The sequence below is a fragment of the Cellulomonas hominis genome (genome assembly GCF_901521055.1).
Lineage (GTDB): Bacteria > Actinomycetota > Actinomycetes > Actinomycetales > Cellulomonadaceae > Cellulomonas > Cellulomonas endometrii.
This window is the reverse complement of sequence record NZ_CABEGA010000016.1, coordinates 21,943-41,466: the sequence shown is the minus strand read 5'-3', so window position 1 is coordinate 41,466 and position 19,524 is coordinate 21,943. Positions and strand designations below refer to the sequence as shown.

The 19,524-nt window shown below is 75.2% G+C and carries 17 protein-coding genes; 12 read left to right on the top strand and 5 right to left on the bottom strand.

The genetic code is table 11. The annotated features are described in order from the left end of the window. Window positions 1–138: 138 nt before the first annotated feature. Window positions 139–1,155 (bottom strand): hypothetical protein, encoded by a 1,017-nt coding sequence (locus KJP73_RS03925; RefSeq protein WP_213281452.1) that lies wholly within the window; start codon window positions 1,153–1,155, stop codon window positions 139–141. Window positions 1,156–1,775: 620 nt separating this feature from the next. Here KJP73_RS03925 and KJP73_RS03920 point away from each other — a divergent pair. From KJP73_RS03920 to KJP73_RS03910, 3 genes are all read left to right on the top strand, one after another. Then, the gene (locus KJP73_RS03920; protein WP_213281451.1) at window positions 1,776–6,938 is read left to right on the top strand and encodes an SdrD B-like domain-containing protein; all 5,163 of its coding nucleotides are present in this window, start codon (window positions 1,776–1,778) and stop codon (window positions 6,936–6,938) included. A gap of 117 nt (window positions 6,939–7,055) precedes the next feature. Continuing rightward, on the top strand, window positions 7,056–7,421 hold the full coding sequence (locus KJP73_RS03915) for a hypothetical protein (protein WP_213281450.1): 366 nt from the start codon (window positions 7,056–7,058) through the stop codon (window positions 7,419–7,421). A gap of 26 nt (window positions 7,422–7,447) precedes the next feature. Continuing rightward, on the top strand, window positions 7,448–7,642 hold the full coding sequence (locus KJP73_RS03910; protein WP_213281449.1) for a hypothetical protein: 195 nt from the start codon (window positions 7,448–7,450) through the stop codon (window positions 7,640–7,642). Here KJP73_RS03910 and KJP73_RS03905 read toward each other — a convergent pair. Then, window positions 7,639–8,052 (bottom strand): phage holin family protein, encoded by a 414-nt coding sequence (locus KJP73_RS03905; protein WP_213281448.1) that lies wholly within the window; start codon window positions 8,050–8,052, stop codon window positions 7,639–7,641. The two genes, KJP73_RS03910 and KJP73_RS03905, sit on opposite strands and share 4 nt — an antisense overlap. 159 nt (window positions 8,053–8,211) lie before the next feature. On the opposite strand from KJP73_RS03905, the gene KJP73_RS03900 reads away from it, so the two are divergent. The 4 genes from KJP73_RS03900 to KJP73_RS03885 all read left to right on the top strand — a co-directional run bounded on the left by KJP73_RS03900 (window position 8,212) and on the right by KJP73_RS03885 (window position 10,418). Beyond that, on the top strand, window positions 8,212–8,547 hold the full coding sequence (locus KJP73_RS03900; RefSeq protein ID WP_213281447.1) for a lipopolysaccharide assembly protein LapA domain-containing protein: 336 nt from the start codon (window positions 8,212–8,214) through the stop codon (window positions 8,545–8,547). Between the two features lie 27 nt (window positions 8,548–8,574). Then, entirely contained in the window at window positions 8,575–8,976 is a 402-nt protein-coding gene (locus KJP73_RS03895) for a hypothetical protein (RefSeq protein ID WP_213281446.1), read from the top strand. Between the two features lie 198 nt (window positions 8,977–9,174). After that, window positions 9,175–10,098 carry a pseudouridine synthase gene (locus KJP73_RS03890; RefSeq protein ID WP_213281444.1) on the top strand — a complete coding sequence of 308 codons (924 nt, stop codon included), beginning with the start codon at window positions 9,175–9,177 and terminating at the stop codon, window positions 10,096–10,098. A gap of 110 nt (window positions 10,099–10,208) precedes the next feature. Then, entirely contained in the window at window positions 10,209–10,418 is a 210-nt protein-coding gene (locus KJP73_RS03885) for a hypothetical protein (RefSeq protein ID WP_213281443.1), read from the top strand. A gap of 149 nt (window positions 10,419–10,567) precedes the next feature. Here KJP73_RS03885 and KJP73_RS03880 read toward each other — a convergent pair whose 3' ends face one another. Continuing rightward, entirely contained in the window at window positions 10,568–11,872 is a 1,305-nt protein-coding gene (locus KJP73_RS03880; RefSeq protein ID WP_249669079.1) for an RNA polymerase sigma factor, read from the bottom strand. Next, window positions 11,845–12,267 (bottom strand): YciI family protein, encoded by a 423-nt coding sequence (locus KJP73_RS03875; protein WP_213281442.1) that lies wholly within the window; start codon window positions 12,265–12,267, stop codon window positions 11,845–11,847. Before KJP73_RS03875 ends, KJP73_RS03880 begins: the two co-directional genes overlap by 28 nt. A 291-nt stretch (window positions 12,268–12,558) precedes the next feature. Between KJP73_RS03875 and KJP73_RS03870 the strand changes: the two genes are divergently transcribed. The 5 genes from KJP73_RS03870 to KJP73_RS03850 all read left to right on the top strand — a co-directional run bounded on the left by KJP73_RS03870 (window position 12,559) and on the right by KJP73_RS03850 (window position 16,729). Continuing rightward, window positions 12,559–12,798, top strand: a complete 240-nt coding sequence (locus tag KJP73_RS03870; protein ID WP_213281441.1) for a hypothetical protein — start codon at window positions 12,559–12,561, stop codon at window positions 12,796–12,798. Further along, entirely contained in the window at window positions 12,798–13,688 is an 891-nt protein-coding gene (locus tag KJP73_RS03865; RefSeq protein ID WP_213281440.1) for an ATP-binding cassette domain-containing protein, read from the top strand. Before KJP73_RS03870 ends, KJP73_RS03865 begins: the two co-directional genes overlap by 1 nt. Continuing rightward, the gene (locus KJP73_RS03860) at window positions 13,685–14,566 is read left to right on the top strand and encodes a hypothetical protein (protein WP_213281439.1); all 882 of its coding nucleotides are present in this window, start codon (window positions 13,685–13,687) and stop codon (window positions 14,564–14,566) included. Before KJP73_RS03865 ends, KJP73_RS03860 begins: the two co-directional genes overlap by 4 nt. Before the next feature lie 101 nt (window positions 14,567–14,667). Further along, window positions 14,668–15,012, top strand: a complete 345-nt coding sequence (locus tag KJP73_RS03855) for a DUF3817 domain-containing protein (RefSeq protein WP_213281438.1) — start codon at window positions 14,668–14,670, stop codon at window positions 15,010–15,012. A 70-nt stretch (window positions 15,013–15,082) separates the two neighbouring features. After that, the gene (locus tag KJP73_RS03850; RefSeq protein WP_213281436.1) at window positions 15,083–16,729 is read left to right on the top strand and encodes an ABC-F family ATP-binding cassette domain-containing protein; all 1,647 of its coding nucleotides are present in this window, start codon (window positions 15,083–15,085) and stop codon (window positions 16,727–16,729) included. Window positions 16,730–16,762: 33 nt separating this feature from the next. On the opposite strand, the gene KJP73_RS19470 is transcribed toward KJP73_RS03850, so the two are convergent. Beyond that, window positions 16,763–19,381 (bottom strand): glycosyl hydrolase 53 family protein, encoded by a 2,619-nt coding sequence (locus tag KJP73_RS19470; RefSeq protein ID WP_283770212.1) that lies wholly within the window; start codon window positions 19,379–19,381, stop codon window positions 16,763–16,765. Window positions 19,382–19,524: the final 143 nt, after the last annotated feature.

The following is a 19,524-nucleotide window of genomic DNA, read 5'->3' as shown; positions in this document are numbered from 1 at the left end:
GCTGACGCTCACTTCGGAAGCGCTGGGCCACAGCGTTCGCCGTGGACGTCTCAGGCATCGGCCAAGCGCCGCGGATAGCGCAGCGGGTACTCGCGGCAGCGCCTTCTGTGCTGGGCCGGCAACTCGGCGCGGCGGCCACTACGCGCCCTGACTCGCTGACGGTGTGTCTGTGGCAGGTGGCAACTCAGGCGGGGCGTCGCGCCCGGTGCTCGGGGCAAACTCAAGTTGGTGCTGGCGCCTCGCTCCGGTCCAGTCGAGCGCCTCTGGCTCCACGCTCAGCAGCTCGGTGAGGTGGTAGGTGACCATGTTCATCGCGATGGGTTCGCCACATTCGATGCGCACCACCTCGTCGTCGAGTGCGCGCTCGACGCGTTGACGTTGACTGTGCACGTCACGCAGTTCCCACAGCCGGGCGGCGATGAGCCGCGACGCGTACTCCAGGCTACTGACCCGCAACGGCTCCGCCCCGACACCGCCGACCCGGTGTCGCAACAGGATCAGCACGACCGCCCGCTCGACGGGGACGCTGGGCGCGTACCGGTCCAAACTGCGGGCGGTAGCGGGCACGCGCCATCGTCGCTTGCCCGCGCTGCGCACGGCCCGCCGCCGACCGGCGACGACAACCTTGCCGCGCATCACGACGCGCTTGCCGGGACGGAGGTTCGCACGGGCGTGGTCGATCGCCGAGTGGATGTCCAGAAGGTAGATTACTCGGCTGTACGGCTCCAGGCGGTACGGCGCGGCGGTGGGCTGGATCTGCTTGTCGATGTCCCCTGCGGGGCCGAGCATCCGGGGTGTCAGTGAACGCTTGACGCGGCGCCGGAACCAGCGCGGGCGCTTACCGCGGTACGCGACCCCAGGGTCGGTGATCGTCACCGCGGTCCTTCCGGCGTTCTCGACCACGAGAACCGCGCATTCGGCACCTGCCGTGCGCCCTTCCTTGAGCTGACCGGGAGAACGCCACGCACCGGTGCGCGAGTCCATCGTTCGCAGAGCGTGCCCGGGATCCCACAGCGCGGGGTTGAGCTGGACCAGGACCCGGCCGCCGTCGAGGATGTGCTTGGCGATCTGCCAGCCGAGCGCGATCAGCGATACCCCGAGCGCGAGCGCCGAGATCGCGATCGGCAGCCACACCGGCACCGTGGGGTTCGCCATGTGTCCTCCTTCGCATTCCAGCTGGTCGAGACTACCCAGGCCGGATTCACGGACGTCGCACGCCGGCGTGCCGCGCCATAGTCGGCCCAACGCGTCGTCAGCTCCGGGCGTGCGACAGGGCGTCGGTGCGGCCAGACGGTGAGGTGAACCGCAAACTTGCACCTCCGGTTGGCCACGGATGGCGCCTCGCTGAGCTGCTCGGCGGCGACGCTGTGCATTGCGGCCTGTCCGCTGGGTCGTTGCTGGGTGACGCGTCGACCGGCGATGTCGTGCGGGTGTAGGCCGAGCGGCGGGTGCCGGAGTCGCCGCAGCCGCGCGAATCGAGGCGGACGACGCGGGGTGTCAAGGCACGCCGTCCCCTGCACCTGCGCGGTTGCTCGGTGCGGAGGCCTTATGGCGTGCCCTCCCGCTCGCCGCTGCCCCGCTGCCGCCTGTGCCCCGCCGTTCACCCCGGCACTCACCTCCGGTCACCCCCGCCCCACCCCGATGTCCGATCAGCCGGACGTGCGCGCACGAGCGCTCGACCACCACCGGCGATGTCGAGACGGATGGACGTGGGGATGACCTGGGGAACGGGACGTGGGCGTGGGCTCGCGTCGATCGGGCAGCCGGTGGCGCGGTTGACCGCACTGGTGACCGTGCTGGCGTTGATGCTCGTGACGGCGGTGCTGACCGTGGCCGCGCCGGGGGCCGCGAGCGCGGCCGAGGGCGACCGCGGGACGCTGACGGTGCGGAAGACCGCGTCGGCGGCGACCGCGCGGCCGGGGGACCGGATCACGTGGACCGTGGAGGTGACCTGCGAGTCGATCGTCGCGTTCTGCGAGGACGTCACGGTCGCCGACGTGGTGCCGGAGCCGTTCGTGCTCGACGCCGACGGGGTCGCCGTCCAGTCCGAGCAGACCGGCCAGGCGGCCGTGACGGTCACGGGGAACGACGTGCGCGTCGCGTTCCAGGAGACGGACGCGAACCACCCGGGCGTCGTCGGCCTCGCCGCGGGCCAGAGCGTGTCGGTGCTGCTGCGGAGCACGCTGCCCGCCGCGACGCCGCTGTCCTGGGACGGGCGCGCGGTGACGAACACCGCCGACGCCACCGCGACGAACGCCGACCCCGCGCAGGCCGCGGCCACCGTCACCATCGCGGTGCCGGTCACGCCCCAGGTCGCGCTGACCAAGCAGATCGCCCCCTCCGACCAGGTCGCCGGCGAGGCCGGTGATGTCACCGCGACGCTCGGGGCGCGCAACACCTCGCCCGTCGCCGCGACGGCGCTCACGGTGACCGACCCCGCCGCCGGGGCGCCGGCGGCCTTCGGGCCGGGGACCCCGCTGGAGCTCCGCTCCCTCGGCGCGTGGACCGCCCCCGAGGGAGCCTCCTCCCTGAGCGTCGACCTGACGACGGCGGACGGCACCACCACGCTCGGCCCGTTCCTGCCGGGCCAGGAGATCGACGCCGACGGCGTGGACCTCGCGTCGGTGACGGCGGTCGTCCTGCGGTTCGACGGCGGCACGACCCCCGACGGCACGATCGTCGCGGGCGGCGCGGCCGGCAGCGTCCCGCTGGTGCTGGGCCAGTCGGGCTCGGCGCCGCGCGACGCGACGACCCGCGTCACCAACACCGCGGCCGCCACGCTGAGCACGCCCCGCGGCGACGCGTCCGCCACCGCGTCCGCGGACTTCCAGATCAACCCGGTGACCGTCGAGGTCGCCGCGGGCAAGACGTTCGACGGTGCCGCCCGCGCCGAGGTGGTCGCCGGGCAGCCCTCCGTGGTCCGCCTGACTGCCCGGAACTCCTCCAACACCGCGCTGTCCGCGCTGCGCATCGCCGAGCCCTCATCCGCCGGTGCCGGCCCCCTCGGGGCGACCGCGGACGGGCTGCTGGCCTTCGCCGGCTTCGGTGCCGACGGGTCGGGCGCGGTGCCCGCCGCGGACTGGCCGGCGGGCGCGACCGGGGCGTCCGTGACGCTGCTGGGCACCGGGCCGGGCCTCCCGCTCACCGCGACGGTCACGCCGCCGACCGGCTCGACGACCGCGTGGCCGACGGCCCCGGCCGGCGCCGTCGTCACGGGCTTCACCGTGGAGTACACCGGCGTGCTGACCGCCGGCGCCGCGGCCGCCGTGCCGTTCCGCGTCACCACGGACCCGGCGTGGACGGGTCTGCGGTCGTTCACCAACGAGGTCGCCGTGGACGGCACCGCCGCCGACGGCACCGCCGCGACCCCGCGCACCGCGAGCGCCGCGCTCACGGTCGTCCCCCGGCAGGTCGTGACCACGGCCGCCAAGACGCTCACCCAGCAGGCCGCGGGCGCACCGCTGCCCGGCGCGGACGGCCAGGAGCTGGTCGCGACCGTGACGGGCCGGGTCTCGGCCGACACCACGGTCCCGGTGGGCTCGCTGGTGGTCGAGGACGTCGCCGGCCCGGACTCCCCGCTGTGGGACGCCGCGGTGCTGGACCGGATCGGCTCGGTGCAGGTGCCGGCCGGCTCGCGCGCCGAGGTGCTGGTGCGCCGCGGGGGTGCCTGGTCCACCGTGGCCGGTCCCACCACGGACGCCGCCGCGCTGCTCGACGTCGCGGTGCCGGCGGACGGTGACCGGGTCGACGGCGTGCGCGTCGTGTGGACCGCGACCGGCGCGTCTCTGCCGGTCGACGGGTCGTTCGGTCCGCGCGTGACGCTCGTGCTCGCCCTGGACGGCGCGCAGCCGGCCGGGACGACGCTGCGGAACACCGTGACCGCCACCGGCACCGGCACGGGGGTGGGCGCCGGGCTGACCGGTGTCGCGCCGGCCGACGACGACGTCACCTTCGGGCCCGGCGACGACCCCGTGGACATCCGCCGGGTGGACGCGAGCAAGTCGTGGCGTGACGCGTCCGCGCTGATCGGCGTGGACAACACCGACGCGGGCGCCGAGCGGCCGCAGAACCGGTTGACCATGCAGGTGCAGAACGTCACCGGCATCCCGGTCGGCACCCTGCGGCTGACCGACCCCGACCCGCAGACCGCGGGCAACGCCTTCGACCACGTGGACCTCACGCACCTGACTGTCACCGCGCCCTCGGGCACCGGGACCCTCCGGGTGGTGCTGCGCGCGGCGGACGGCGGCGTCCTGCACGACCTCGGCTCGGCGTCCGCGGTCGCGGAGCTCTCGGCTGAGGACCTGGCCGACGTCGTGTCGGTCGAGGCCCGCGCGGACGGCACCCTGCCGGACGGCGCGGTGCTGCGGGTCGTCGCCGACACGGTGCTGCGCGGCACCACCCGCAGCGGTGCGCCGATCTCCGGCACCGTGGACGGCGCGCCCAGCACCCTGCTGACCAACACCCTGCTCGGTGACCTCGGGGACGGCACGCCGTCCGACGCGGCGCAGGCGTCCACCGTCCTGTACCCGGAGGCCCTGCAGCCGCTCGACGGCGCGCTGGCGAAGTCGGTGTCCCCGGGCACCGGCACCCGCTACTCCGCCGACCCGGGCCGCATCGTCCGCCTGTCGCTGACGGCCCGCCGCGTCAGCGACGCGTCGGTCAGCCGGCCGGCGCAGTACGTGCTGGAGGACACGTCCGAGCAGTTCTGGGACGCGTTCGACCTGGTGGGCCTGGAGGCGCTGGCCGGCGTGACCGCCGCGGACGGCGCCGGGTACACCGCCGCCGTGCAGTACCGCGTGGCGGGTTCATGGACAGCCCCGGTGACCAGCGCGCTGCCCCCGGGCGTCAGCACCACGATGCCGCCGCTGCCCGACGGCGCCGCCACGCTCCCTGACGGCACGTCCGCCGCGGACGTGACCGGCGTGCGGGTGACGTTCACGGCACCGTCCGGGTCGTGGTTCGAGAACCGCGAGGTCGGCGGGTTCGAGGGCGCGACCGCCCTGTTCACGCTCCGGCCGCGCGCCGAGCTGCGCAGCACCGGCGCCGAGGTCCCGGCCGGCACGCTCACCAACGTCGTGACCGGCACCGTGCAGGCCGAGCACCAGCCGACGCCCGTCGTGCTGGACCCGGCCGAGGCGACGTACACGGTCACCGACGGCGTGCTCGACGCGGCCGTGTCGAAGACCCCGGCGACCACGACCACCGGCCCCGGCACGCGGCTGCCGTTCCGGCTGACCGTCACCAACACGGGCACGGCACCGGTCGTCGACCCCGTGCTGACGGACGTGCTGCCGGCCGACGCGTCCGGCGCGCTGCTCGTCTACGCGCCGGAGGCGTACGGCGCCGCGACCGTGGCGGTCACCCCGTCCGACGCGGCGATCGCCGGTGCGGAGCCGGTCGTGACGCTCGACGGGACGGACCTGCGAGTGACGTTCCCGCCGGGCACGCGCCTCATGCCCGGCGAGCAGGTCGTGGCCACCGTGCCGCTGGCGGTCCGCGCCGGCACCCCGGCCGGCACGACGTTGGTCAACGGGTTCGTCCTCACCGCCGCCGGCGGGCTCGACCGGCGGGCGTCGGCCGAGGTGGACGTGGTCGCGCTGCCGAACTACCTGCGGGTGAAGGACGTGGCCGAGGACGTCGCGCCCGGCGCCATGCCGACCGGCGTGGTGAACACCTCCGGGTCGGGCCAGGCGTGCGTCCCGGAGGACGGGTTCTACCGAACGCCGTGCCTCGTGCGGACCCAGCCGGGCGGCACCGAGACGTGGCGGCTGCGGGTGACCAACACCGGCAACCTGCCGACCGCGAGCGCCACCCTGGTGGACGTCCTGCCGTACGCCGGCGACACCGGGACCTCGCGCTCGCAGAGCTCGAGCGCCCGCGGCAGCGTGTGGGCCACCGCGTACCTCGGTGACCTGCAGCTCACCGGCCTGCCGGCCGGTGCGACCAGCACGGTGCGGTACCTCCTGGCGGGCGAGACCTGCGCCTACACCGGGGACCCGCGGTCCGCCGACCCGTTCGGCACCGGCTGCGCCGAGGACGTCTGGACGCCGGCGGCCGACGTCGACGACCTGTCGCAGGTGCGCGGCGTGCGCGTCGACCTGGACCTCTCGGCGGACCACCTCGAGCCGGGGGAGACGATCACCGCGACCTTCCGCACCCGCTCGGCGACGTCGTACGACACGGCGGCCGCGGACGTGGACGCACCGGCGTGGAACACGATGGTCGTCACCACGGCCAGCGTCACCCCGTCCGGGCTGGACCACGAGACGCTGGAGCCCAACCGCGCGGGCGTCGCGGTGTCCCGGACGTACGCGCTGGGCGACCGTGTGTGGGTCGACGAGGACCGTGACGGGCAGCAGGACGACGGCGAGCCCGGCGTGCCGGGCGTCACCGTGCGCCTCTACCCGGCCGGCTCGGACGTCCCGGTGGCGACCACCACCACGGACGCCGACGGGCGGTACGCGTTCGACCTGCTGCCCGCGGGCGACTACCGCGTCGAGTTCGTGCTCGACGGCCCCACGGCCGCCCGCTACGGGTTCACCACCGCGCTGCGGGGCGACGCCGCGAGCGACTCGGACGCCGACGCGGCCGGGTGGAGCCGCACGGTCACGCTCGGCGCCGGGCAGGGGCGGGTCCGGCCCGTGACGTCCGGCGACGGCGTGCAGGCGGACTACCTGGACCCGACGGTCGACGCCGGCCTGGTGCTGCTGCCCACGGGCGGCGGGTCGGGCGGCGGGACCGGCGGCGACCCGGACGGCGGGTCCGGCGGCGGGGCGGGCGCGGGCGCCGCGCCGGACGTCCTCACCGCAGGCCGGGGCGCGCTGGCCGTGACCGGGTCGGCCGGCACGGTCGCCCTGCTCACGGTGGTCGCCGGCTTGCTGCTGCTGGGTGCGGCGCTGCTCGCGCCGCGGACGCGGTGGCGCCGGCGCGACTGACGCCGGCCGCGGGAGCGCGGGGGAGGGGGACGGTCCACGGGGCCGTCCCCCTCGTGCGTCCCGTCCGGGCTCTTGCCACACTGGCGCCACTGACGTCCAGCAGACGGGAGTCATCGAGTGCGCGTCGACGTGTGGGGTCTGATCAGCGTGGTCCTGATCGGCGGCGTCGTGCTGCTGACGCGCGCGGCGGTGCGGCGTGGCACGCGCGACAGGCAGCCGGACCACCACGCCGAGGGCCGCCGGGTCCGCGACATGACGCCCGCCGCGAAGGTCGTCGGGGTGCTGGCGGGCCTGGCGCTGGTCGGCATGGTCGTCGGGCGGTCGCTCGACCCGATGCCCCCGTGGACGTGGTGGTGCATCCTCGCCGCGGTGGCCGGGGCGGTGTTCGTGGTGGTCAGCGAGCGCCGTCGGGTGCGCCGCGACCCCCGGCTCGCGGAGTTCCGGGGTCCACGGCCGGGCGACCGCGACGTCGACGCGCGCTAGCGCTCGCGGGTCGAGAGGGAGAGATCATGGCTGCGCCGGCACCGGACAGGCGTACGAAGGCCCTGCTGCTCGGGGTGTTCCCCCTGGTCGCGCTCCTCGGCCTCGTGCTGCTGCTGCGCGACGACGACCCGCCCAGTGCCGTCGTCGTCTGCGTGGTCGGGCTGTCCGCTGTCTCTGCCTGGGCGCTGACGATGCAGCTGACCCGCTGGCGCAGGGACTAGCGCCCGGCGGGCCCGCCGGCCGCCGCGCGCCGCTGCTCCAGCCGCTTGCGCAGGAACACGAACGGCAGCAGCCACGTCGCCAGGGCGGTCACGAGCCACACGAGCACGACCGCCGCGATCCACGTCGCCGCACCGCCCGTGACCTCCAGCCCGCCGGAGATCGCCTGGGCGATCAGCAGGGCCACGAACGTGGACACCAGCCCGATCCCGCCGAGGAACGCGCTGGCGTACTGGCGCGTGATCTTCGCGATGAACGGCGTGAGGATCGCCTGCGCGACGGTGAACACGAGCACCGCCGTGACGAAACCGCTGGCGCTGAGGTGAAACCCGTCGAGCACGAGGGACGTGATCCACAGGCCGAGGGCCGCGGAGCCGAGGTAGATCAGCACCCGGATCAGGAAGATGATCATGGGCCGACCGTAGACCCGCGGACGGTGGCACGAACAGGGCCCGGGCCACCCCGGCTGTCCGGCGCTGCCCGGCGTGACCGGCGTAAACTCGGGACCAGCCCGGTGTCGAGGACCTCCCAGTGGGGCGACGACCCGGATCCAGCAGCATCGGAGGGCGTCATGCCCGTCCAGCCCGCTTCCAGCCCCCTCTCCCCGCACACCCGTGAGCCGGCCGTCCCGCGGACCCGCGAACCGCGCGCCATCCGCCAGCGCGGTGCGGGCACGCGCACCAGCGCGGCGTGGTTCGGCATCAGCGTCGGGGTGCTCCTGCTCATCGCGCTGATCGTGTTCATGCTCCAGAACACGGGCCCGGTGGCGGTGTCGTTCCTCGGGATGAGCGGGACCGCCCCGCTCGCCCTCGCCCTCCTGATCGCCGGCGTCGCGGTCGGCGTGGTCGTGCTGGTCTTCGCGTCCCTGCGCATCGGGCAGCTCCGCCGGCGCGCGGGTGGCCGGTGAGCGGTCGCGGCGGGCCCGGGGTGCGTCGTGGATGACGTGACCGGGCTGCACGCCGGCCTGCGCGCCTGGGCGCGGGGGATCGACCCGCTGGAGGCCGCGACCGAGCTGCTCATCCGCGCCGGGTTCGCGCGCCCGGAGGACCCGTGGGTCCGGCGGGGGACGCCGACCGGGAACGTGCCGGGGCCGTGGATCGACTTCGCGGCCGTGTCCGCGTTCGTGGAGGGGGTGTCCCCCGGGGAGCGGCGGCTGCTGCTGCTCGCCGCCTCGTTGTCCGGCGTCGACGACGCCCCTGCGGTCCGGCTGGGCGAGCTGATGACCCTCGGACCGCGGCAGCTCGCGCTCGTGGTGGCGGCGGTGGCGCACGCCGGCGGGCGACGCGACGTCTGGGGGCCCGACCCGTCCCGGGCGGCGCGGGGGCTGCTCTCGTAGCACCGGCCGGATCCGCCGGTGCCATGTCACCGTCGCGCACACGCCACCCCCGCGCACACGCCACCCCGCGCGCTCGTGGCCGCGTCCGGCCTGCTGCCGAGATGACAGCGCCCGCCTCTGCGCCGCGGGGGCGCCGCAGGCCGGGACTGCCATCTCGGCGGGCGCGGGGGGGCTGAGCGCGGGCCGTAGCATCGCCGGGTGCCTCCGCGTTCCCCGCTCCCGGCGCGCCACGGGCTGAGCGCCGCCTGGCTGCGCACCCCCGACACGGACCGCTCGCGGCCCGTCGCGTGGGCGACCATGGGCGCCTGGCTGCGGGACCGGCTCCCCGAGCACGTGGACGTCCCCGGGATGCTGGCCGACCAGCGGTTCGTCGACGCGGACGGCCGCCCGGTCCGGGACGACGACCCCTACGCGCCGCACCGGTTCGTGTGGTTCCACCGGGACCTGCGCGAGGAGCCCGAGGTCCCCGGCGCGATCCACGTGGTGCACCGCGACGAGCGGCTCGTCGTCGTCGACAAGCCGCCGTTCCTGTCCTCGATCCCGCGCGGCCGGCACGTCATGCAGAGCGTCGTCGTCCGGCTGCGCGCGGAGCTCGGGCTGCCGGAGCTGTCGCCGCTGCACCGGCTGGACCGCGTCACGTCCGGCCTGCTGATGCTCGCGACCGAGGCCCGGTGGCGCGGGCCGTACCAGACGGCGTTCGAGCGGCGGGAGGTCCGCAAGACCTACTGGGCGCTGGCCCCGCTGCGCCCGGACCTCGCGCTGCCGGTCGTCGTCCGGAACCACATCCGCAAGGAGCGGGGCTCGTGGCAGGCGCAGGTCGTGCCGGACGCGCCGGTGAACGCCGAGACGCTCGTGGAGCTGGAGCGGGAGGTCGACGGCCGGGGGGTGTACCGCCTGTCCCCGCGCACCGGCCGGACGCACCAGCTGCGGCTGCACCTGCTCGGGCTCGGCATCCCGATCGTCGACGACCCCCTGTACCCGGACGTGCTGGACGTCGAGGTCGACGACGTCAGCCGGCCGCTGCAGCTGCTCGCCGGGGAGCTCGCGTTCACCGACCCCGTCGACGGGTCGCCGCGGCTGTTCCGCAGCGTGCGACGCCTGCCCCTCCCGCCCGGGGGCTGACCCGCCCGGCCGGGCCGAAATGCCCATGACGGCGCGCCTCCCGCGGCCGATGATGGCGGAGTGCCGGCGACCCCGGCCGCCCACCCATCTCGCCCACGAGGAGAGCCGTCATGACCACCCCCGCGATCACCGCACCCACCGGCACCCTGCCCCAGCTCCGTGAGGTCGTGCGCCACCTGCGCCACGACCCCGCGCCGCGCTGGGAGGAGGGCTCCCGGGCCCGGCTCGCGGTGTGGGTCGGCGGCAGCATGGTCGTGTGGATGGCGATCGGCCTCGGGGCGACGGCGCTTCTGGGCGCGCTGGTCGACCTCGTCGCCTGACGCCCGGGACGGTCGCGCGCGGCGGCGGCCCGCGAGGTCGTCACACCGGCACGAGGTCGTCCGTCCTGCGGGACGACCTCGTGCGCGACTGACGACCTCGACGCACGGCGCGGCACGGCGCGACGCGACGGGCGGGGCCGCCCCCCGGGTCAGAGCGCCGCGGCCTTGCGTTCCAGGACCGCGCGCTCGCGGGCGTTGCCGCACAGCCGCGCGGCGGACTCCAGCTCGGCCCGCGCCTCCGCCGTCCGCCCGAGCTGCGCGAGCAGCTCGCCCCGCACGCTGGGCACGAGGTAGGTGCCTCCCAGGGTCGCGTCGGTCGCGAGCGCGTCGACCAGGGGCAGCGCCGCCGCCGGGCCCGTGGCCATCGACACGGCGACGGCCCGGTTCAGCTCCACGACGGGTGACGGCGCCACGCGGCCCAGCGCCTCGTAGAGCACGACGATCCGTTCCCAGTCGGTGCCCGGCACGGACGGTGCGAGCGCGTGCTGCTCGGCGATCGAGGCCTGCAGCCCGTACGGCCCGAGCGGGCGTCCGGAGGTCGTCGCCCGGGCGAGCGCCGCGCGGCCCCGCCGGATCGCCGAACGGTCCCAGCGCCGCCGGTCCTGGTCCGCGAGCAGCACCGGCTCGCCGTCGGGACCCGTGCGCGCGGGGAACCGGGCGGCGGTGAGCTCGAGCAGCGCCAGCAGCCCCTGGGCCTCGGGCTCGTCGGGCACCAGCTGCACCAGCACGCGCGCGAGCCGGACCGCCTCGTCCGCCAGGTCGAGCCGCAGCCAGGAGTCGCCGGTCGAGGCCGACGAGCCCTCCGTGAACAGCACGTACACCACGTTCAGCACGGACCCCAGCCGCTCGGCGCGCTCGGCCGCGGGCGGCACCTCGAACGGCACGCGGGCCGCCGCCAGGGTCTTCTTCGCCCGCGTGATCCGCGCCTGCACCGTCGGCACCGGCACCAGCAGGGACGCGGCGACCTGCTCGCTGGTCAGCCCGCCCACCACCCGCAGGGTCAGCGCGAGCCGCGCCTCCTTGGACAGCACGGGGTGGCACGCGATGAACAGCAGCGCGAGCCGGTCGTCCTCGATGCGGTCCGGGTCCCACAGGACGTCCGGGTCGCCGGGCCGGTCCGGCGTCGCCCCGGTGTGCGCGCCGCCCTCCGCGAGCTCCCGGCCGAGGGCGGCGTACCTCTCGTCACGGCCCGACCGGCGCCGGAACGCGTCGATCGCCCGCCGCCGGCCGACCGTCAGCAGCCAGCCGACCGGGTCCCGCGGCACCCCGTCGCGGGGCCACGCGACCAGCGCCTCCGCCAGCGCCTCGGACGCGACGTCCTCGGCGAGCGGGAAGTCACCGGTGTACCGGGCGAGCGCGCCGACGATGCGGGCGGACTCGATGCGCCACACCGCCTCGACGGCGCGCCGCCCGGCGTCGGGACCGGTCAGTTGGTCCCGAGCTGCTCGCGCCACACGGCCTCCTTCTGGATCCACTCGTCGTCCTGCGGGAAGTCCTCGGGGCTGTTGATCCGGCGCACCTCGATCTTGTTGCCCGGGCCCTGCAGCGGCGCGCGCTTCGCCCACTCGACGGCCTCCTCCTGGGTGGCGACGTCGACCGTCCAGAAGCCGTTGAACAGCTCCTTGGTCTCGCCGTAGGGGCCGTCGGTGACGACCGGGGTGTCCCCGGAGAAGTCGACGACCGCGCCCTCGGCCGCGTCGCTGAGGCCCTCGCCGGCGACGAGGACGCCCGCCTGCATCATCGACTCGTTGTAGCGGCCCATCGCCGCGATGACCTCGCGGAAGTCCGTGTCCTGGTACGCGGCGACGCCCTCGTCGGTGCCCCGCATGATCAGCATGTACTTCGACATCGCGCCGTCTCCTTCGTTCGGTGGTCCGCGAGCCGGACCCTCTCACCTCCGAGGTCGCACGGGAAGCCCCCGGATCGACACGGGCCGTGATCGAGTTCCGCCCGGGGCCGGGATTCCGTAGGTGCTGGGCGGACGTCGTCGCCAGCACTCATCTTCTCCAGCGAGTGACCACTCAGCCTGCCCTGCCGCCCCGTAGACGGTCCGGGTAGGTGACCGCTGCTGGTCTCCTGTGGGAGGTGAGCTCACCTGCACCGTCGCGGTGAACAAGCGCACCAACGAGAGGACGTAGCCATGAAGAGACGTTCCGTCGCCATCGAGGCCGTGGTGACGGTCGGCGCGGACGCTCCCGTGGCGCAGCCGTCGGAGGCGGTGGTGATCGGGTATGCCACCGCGGCGTGCGAACCGGCCGTGCAGGAGTACGCCGATCGGCGCGGTGTCCAGGTGGCGGGGCTGTTGCAGATCGCGGTCGTCCCCGAGGACCGGTGGGACGGGCCGGCCACACCGGTGGTGTGCGCGGTGTCCGAGAGCTGATGGCGACCGCCGCGGTCGAGTTCGCCGGGGTCACCGTGCGCCGGGCGCGACGCGACCTGGTGCGTGACGTGAGCTTCGACGTTCCGGCCGGATCGGTCCACGCGGTCCTCGGGCACAACGGTGCCGGGAAGACGACGTTGATGCGCGCACTCGCGGGCCTGATCCCTGTGAGCGGTGGTGTGATCCGGTCTGCCGGGGTGCCGACGGTGCTGTTCGTCGCGGCGGGGATGCCACGGGAGCTGCGGGTCCGGCAGATCCTCGACCATCGGCGTCGACTCGAGCGGGCCTCCGCCCGGGCCGTCGACGCCGCTGTCGCACGATGCGGGGTCGGGCCGTTCCTGGGTCGCCGGTTCGGCCAGCTGTCCACCGGCATGGCGCAGCGGGTGGCGATCGCTGTGGCGCTCGTCGCGGAGTCGCCGATCATCGTGCTGGACGAGCCGACCACCGGCCTGGACCCGCAAGGCGTCGACGCGCTTCTCGCACTGCTGGCCGACCTGCGCGACGACGGTCGCACCGTGGTGATCTGCTCGCACGACCTCGCGCGGCTCGAGCTCGTCTGCGACGGGGTGACGTGCCTGCGACGAGGCCGGGTCACCGTCGACGGACCGGTACCCCAGGTCACCGCTGGGCTCACACCGCCTGGGCACGTGCTGCGCACCAGCGACGACCGCGCGGCGTGGGACGTCGTGCGGCGCGAGGGTTGGGGCGCGGTGGTGGGTGCACGCGGGCTCCATGTCGACGCCGGTCCCTCCCTGGGGGAGATCACCGCTGCCCTGCGAGGCCACGTCGAGCTCGAGGAGTCGACGACCGACGCCTCGGTCTTCGAGCGGATCTACCGGCTCCACGCAGCAGCGCCGGGTCCCGGCACCCGGCGTGGGACGCTGCGGTGAGAGCGGCGCTGCTGGCGGAGCTGTACATCCAGCCGCGACGGCGTGCGGCGCGCGGAACGGCCGTGGCCACCGGGGCCCTGACCGTGGCGCTGGTCCTCCTTCGCGCTCTGACCAGCTCCGCCGACACGACAGCGGCGGTGCGGAGCTCAGAACGTGAGGCCGCCTCTCTGTCGGCGCTGTTCGGGGAGCAGACGCTGCCGGCGCACACGTATGTCGAGCCTCGCTACATGTTCGCCGGTCAGTTCCCCCACGACCTGGCGTGGTTCCTGGTCGGGTGCGCTCTGCTCGCGTTCGTCGGAGGCGCGTTGCTGGTGGGCGGCGACTGGCGTACCGGGGCCGTCGGGGCCACGTTCCGCCGTCACTCCTCCCGCTCGCGGCCGGCGCTCGCACGACTTGTGGTGTGGGCGGTCTCGTCGATGCTCGTCGCCGCGTGCGCTGCTGTGCTCGTGACGGCCCTGCTGCTGGCGGTGGCGTCCCTGAGAGGCTCCACATCGGGAGCGGACCTGGTCGGCGCAGCGCTCATGATCGCGCGCGGTGGACTCGTGGTCCTGGTGGGCGCGAGCTCCGGGGCGGCGCTGGGGGCGCTGTCACGCTCGGACGTCGGTGTCGTGGTGCTGCTGCTCGTCTACGTCCTGGTCGTGGAGACGTTGATGCCCGTCCTCGTCCTGGGACTGAGGACGCCCGCCGCCGTGGTGCACGCCTTCATCCGGTCGGAGGACGTCGGCCGTGACAGCGCTTTCGTCTGCGACGTGCCGCGCTGCCCGGAGCCGGTGCTGGCGGGCGCCGGGAGCTGGGCCGGCTACGCGCTGATGGCAGGGGTGCTCGTTCTCGCTGCGCTCGTCACCCGGGTGGGGGCGCGGCGGGCCGTCTGGCGGTGATGCTGCCGTTCAGCGCTCGACCCGTGACACGACGGGCGAGTGGGATCGAGCTCCTGGGCTACCGTCGTCCGGTCTCGCCCGCCAGTACGAGGAGCCCCCGCATGAAGCAGGTCACCCACCCGGACGCCCAGGCGTTCCGGATCGTCGCGGTCTTGGAGGCGGCGACGTGGGCAGGGCTGCTGGTCGGGATGTTCCTCAAGCACGTCACGCACACCACCGAGGTCGGCGTGCAGGTCTTCGGCCAGGCGCACGGGCTCGTGTTCCTGGCCTACGCCGGCCTCACCGTGGTGGCCGGGGTCAGACTGCGGTGGGGATGGTGGGTGACGCTGGTGGCGCTCGCTGCGTCCGTGCCGCCGATGTGCACCCTGCTGGCCGAGCGCTGGCTGCGCCGGAGCGGCCGGCTCGACGGCCCTGTGCCGGAGCCGGCGGCGGACCCGACAGCCTGACAGGCCCGCGGGCGTCTGCCCCGGCCGGGGCGTGGACGGCCGCCACGCGCCGGCACCCGACAATGGACCCATGAGTGCCACCGTGCAGGCCAAGGGAGTCGGTGCGGGGTTCGGCGACCGCGAGCTGTTCTCCGGCGTCGACCTCGTCGTCGCCCCCGGGGACGTGGTCGGGCTGGTCGGGCCGAACGGTGCGGGGAAGTCGACGCTGCTGCGCATCCTCGCGGGGCACCGGGCTCCCGACTCCGGCACCGTCGCGGTGTCCCCGCCGCACGCGCAGCTGGGGTACCTCGCGCAGGAGATCGAGCGCCGCGAGGACGAGTCGGTGCGCGCGCACCTGGAGCGGCGCACCGGCGTCGGGCCCGCGCAGGTCGCCATGGACACCGCGGCGGAGCGGCTCGCGACGGGGGAGCCGGGCGCCGACGACGAGTTCGCCGAGGCGCTGGAACGGTGGATGGGTCTGGGCGGCGGCGACCTCGACTCGCGGCGGGGTTCGGTGCTGGCGGACCTCGGGCTCGACGTCGACCCGGAGCTGCCGATGACGGCGCTGTCCGGCGGGCAGGCGGCGCGCGTGGGGCTGGCGGCGCTGCTGCTGTCCCGGTACGACCTCTACCTGCTGGACGAGCCGACGAACGACCTGGACCTGGAGGGCCTCGCCCTGCTGGAGGACTTCGTCGACCGGGTGGACGCGCCGGTGGTGGTGGTGAGCCACGACCGCGAGTTCCTCAGCCGGACGGTGACGTCGGTCGTGGAGATCGACCGCAGCCTGCAGCGGGTCGCGGTCTACGGCGGGTCCTACGACGCCTACCTGGAGGAGCGGTCGACGGCCCGCCGCCAGGCCCGCGAGGCGTACGAGGACTACGCCAGCCGCCGGGACGCCCTGTCGGCGCGCGCGCGGATGCAGCGCGCGTGGATGGACAAGGGCGTGAAGAACGCCCGCCGCAAGTCGTCCGACAACGACAAGATCGGCCGGAAGTTCCGGGCGGACTCCTCGGAGAAGCAGGCGGCGAAGGCCCGGCAGACGGAGCGGCTGATCGAGCGGCTGGACGTCGTGGCGGAGCCCCGCAAGGAGTGGCAGCTGCAGATGACCATCGCGGCCGCGCCACGGTCCGGGACGGTCGTCGCCGCGGCGCGCGCCGCGACCGTCCGCCTCGGGGAGTTCACGCTGGGGCCCGTCGACGTGCAGCTCGACTGGCAGGACCGGGTCGCGATCACCGGGCCCAACGGCGCGGGCAAGACCACGCTGCTGGGGCTGCTGCTGGGCCGGCTGGCTCCCGACGAGGGCCGCGTCGACCTCGGGTCCGGCGTGCTGGTCGGCGAGGTCGACCAGGCGCGCGCGGCGTTCGAGGACGACGCCCCGCTCGCCGACGCGTTCTCGCGGCTGGTCCCGGAGTGGAGCACCGCGGACGTCCGGACGCTGCTCGCGAAGTTCGGGCTGGGCGGGCACCACGTCGGACGGCCCGCGTCGTCCCTGTCCCCGGGGGAGCGCACCCGCGCGGCGCTCGCCCTGCTGCAGGCCCGGGGCGTGAACCTGCTGGTGCTCGACGAGCCGACGAACCACCTGGACCTGCCGGCGATCGAGCAGCTCGAGCAGGCGCTGGAGGCGTTCGACGGCACGGTGCTGCTGGTGACGCACGACCGCCGGATGCTCGACAGCGTGCGGCTCACCCGCCGGTGGCACGTCGAGGACGGCCGCGTCACGGAGGTCACCGCGGACTGACGGGCCGGCACCGCACCAGCCGCACCCGGCCCGTCACCCCCGGCGCGTGCGGCGGCGCACCGCGACCAGCCCCGCGCCCGCCAGCAGCAGGAGGGCCGCCGCGGCCACGGCGGGCGCCGGCTCGGCGCCCGTGCGGGCGAGCGCCCCGCGGCCCAGCACCACGATCTCGACCTGCGCCAGCAGGGTCCCGTCGAGCGCCCGGACCTGCACGTGGTGCACCCCCGGCGCGAGGTCCGCGGGGATCGTGACGGTCGCGGTCACGGTGCCGTCGACGGCTGCCGCCCGGGTGAGCGCCCGGTACGTGCTGGCCACGCCGATCTCCACCTCCGGGACGGTCAGGCCGTGCACCGTGACCGTGACGGTGCCTCCGGCGCGGACCCGCTCGCGGCTGAGCGCGATCTGCGGGGTCGCGGCGGCCGCCGGCGTGACCGACGGAGCGGCCGGGGCCGGGGTCGTCGGGGCGGGGGTCGGCTGCTGGCCGGGCTGGCCCGGCTGCCCGGGCTGCCCCGGCTCCGTCAGCGCCGCCAGTGCGCCGGTCAGCAGCTCCGTCACCGCGGCCACCCGCTCCGCCGTCGGGGCCTGCGCCGCGAGCACGACACGCGCGGCGGCGACCGCCTCGTCCAGCGCCGCGAGGGACGCCGGGGTGTACCGGTCGCGCTCGACCCCGGCCGCCTGCTGCACCAGGGCCGCGAGCGCCGCGGTGTCCGCGCCACCCGTCGCGGTGCGGACGAGGCGGACCTCGTCGACCGTGCCCCACGCCCCGCCGGACAGGGTGCCGGTGACGGAGACGGTCGCGACGCCGTCGGAGCCCACGTGCACCGGGACGGCCGGCCTGGACCAGACCCGCCACCCGGTGAGGGCGAACGGCGCCGACGCGGACGTCCCGCCGGCGGTCGCGCCGAGCAGCAGCTGGTCACCGGTGCCGATCGCACCGCCCTGGCCCGACGCGGTCAGTGTGTAGTCACCGGCCGGGAGCCCGGTGACCTGCTGCGTGAGGCCGAAGCCGTACGGGCCGGCGGCCCAGAACGACAGCGCCCGCGCCCCGGCGGCCGCGTCGCTGCTCGGGCCGATCGACGCGCCGGTGCCGGTGAGCGTCCACGCCGACGCGCCGGCGTCCTCGAACCCCGGGTCGCGCAGGTGGTTCTGCGCCTCGACCACGACCGTCGCGGTGACCGCGGTGCCGGAGGAGGTCGTGCCGGGCACCGGGTACTCCCCGGGTCCGTCGATCCAGCCCGCCGCGCCGCTCCACGTCACGGCCTGGGCCTCGACCGAGCCGTCGTTGTAGCTGACCTGGACGGTGGCGGGCAGCGTGACGGGCTGCCCCTCGACGACGGTGACGCGCACCTGCTCCACGGACGTGACCGCGCGCGGTGCGGTCGCCCCGGTGCGCACGTACGCGAACACCTTGAGCGACTCCAGCGGCCGGCCGGTCGCGTCGAACATCGCCTGGTTGTCCCACGCCGAGCCGCCGAAGTACTGGCCGGCGTCGTCGGGGTCGTATTCGCCGGCGAAGGAGGACGCCCACCCGGAGCCGTCCCGCTCCCAGAGCTCCTGGTTGCTCGCGAGCGCGCTCGGCGGACCGACCGGGATCCACGCGGGCTCCCAGTAGAAGACGCCGATGCCCGCTGGGCCGACGTCCGCGACGGCGTCCACCACGTCGCGCACCGCGCTCGCCTGGCCCTGCACCGAGACGGGGTACTGGTGCGTGGTGTTCTGCGCGGTGATGACGTTCGGGTGACCGTCGCCGTCCTCGAGCGTCTGGCTCCACGACGTCTCCGCGACCATGACCTTCTTGCCGTAGGTCGTCGCGACGTGCTGCAGGACCGCGGTGAGGTTGCCCAGGGTGCCGTGCCAGTACGGGTAGTAGGACGACGCGAACACGTCGTAGTCCACGCCCCGGCTGTCGAGCTCAGCCGCGGCCGTCGCGTACCGGCCCGCGGTCTCGGGGTTGGTGAGGTGCACGGCGACCAGGGCGTCGGGCAGCACCTCGCGGACCGCGAGGCTGCCGGCGTTGAACAGCTGCGCCATGCCGTCCCAGCCGGTGACGCCGGCGACGCCGTTGTTGGTCTCGTTGCCGACCTGGACCATCCCGACGTCCACGCCGGCGTCCGCGAAGTCCGTCAGGGCGTCGGCGGTGAAGTCGTGCACCGCGGTGGCCTTCTGCTCGACCGTCAGCGCCTCCCACGCCTTCGGGGCCTGGAACTTGGCGGGGTCGGCCCAGAAGTCCGAGTAGTGGAAGTCGACCAGCACCCGCATGCCGTGCGCGGTGGCGCGCCGGCCGATCTCCACGGCGCGGTCCACGTCGACGGTGCCGCCGCCGTACCCGCGGCCCTGGGCGTCGTACGGGTCGTTCCAGACGCGGACGCGCACGTAGTTCACACCGGAGTCGGCGAGCACGGCGAACAGGTCCGCGGGCGCACCCGACGCGTCGCGGTAGACGACGCCGCTGGCCTCCTCGGACAGGACGGAGGAGACGTCGACGCCGGTGATGAAGTCGTCGCTCAGGCCGTCGACCTTCGGCACGACGATGCCGGCCTGCACCGGGCCGTCGTCGCCTGCCTGGGCGGCGGGGGCGGCGAGCGTGGTGAGCAGAAGCGCGCCGGCAGCGGCCAGTGCGCCGAGCCGGCCGGCCCCGCGGGGGAGTGCGTGCATGCGGACGGTCCTTCCCGTCGAACGTCGTCGGTCGAACGGGCCCGGGGCCGAGCGGGACGACGGCAGCGGCGTCCGGGCGCGTGGTGACGGGACTGTACACGGTCACAGGATCGGCGGGAATGCCTGTGCGGAGTCCCAGCGCG

Bases quoted from the DNA above. Each gene is read 5' to 3' on its own strand.
- KJP73_RS03925 (WP_213281452.1), bottom strand. From the start codon at position 1,155: ATGGCGAACCCCACGGTGCCGGTGTGGCTGCCGATCGCGATCTCGGCG.
- KJP73_RS03910 (WP_213281449.1), top strand. From the start codon at position 7,448: ATGGCTGCGCCGGCACCGGACAGGCGTACGAAGGCCCTGCTGCTCGGG.
- KJP73_RS03905 (WP_213281448.1), bottom strand. From the start codon at position 8,052: ATGATCATCTTCCTGATCCGGGTGCTGATCTACCTCGGCTCCGCGGCC.
- KJP73_RS03900 (WP_213281447.1), top strand. From the start codon at position 8,212: ATGCCCGTCCAGCCCGCTTCCAGCCCCCTCTCCCCGCACACCCGTGAG.
- KJP73_RS03885 (WP_213281443.1), top strand. From the start codon at position 10,209: ATGACCACCCCCGCGATCACCGCACCCACCGGCACCCTGCCCCAGCTC.
- KJP73_RS03875 (WP_213281442.1), bottom strand. From the start codon at position 12,267: ATGTCGAAGTACATGCTGATCATGCGGGGCACCGACGAGGGCGTCGCC.
- KJP73_RS03870 (WP_213281441.1), top strand. From the start codon at position 12,559: ATGAAGAGACGTTCCGTCGCCATCGAGGCCGTGGTGACGGTCGGCGCG.
- KJP73_RS03865 (WP_213281440.1), top strand. From the start codon at position 12,798: ATGGCGACCGCCGCGGTCGAGTTCGCCGGGGTCACCGTGCGCCGGGCG.
- KJP73_RS03855 (WP_213281438.1), top strand. From the start codon at position 14,668: ATGAAGCAGGTCACCCACCCGGACGCCCAGGCGTTCCGGATCGTCGCG.
- KJP73_RS03850 (WP_213281436.1), top strand. From the start codon at position 15,083: ATGAGTGCCACCGTGCAGGCCAAGGGAGTCGGTGCGGGGTTCGGCGAC.
- KJP73_RS19470 (WP_283770212.1), bottom strand. From the start codon at position 19,381: ATGCACGCACTCCCCCGCGGGGCCGGCCGGCTCGGCGCACTGGCCGCT.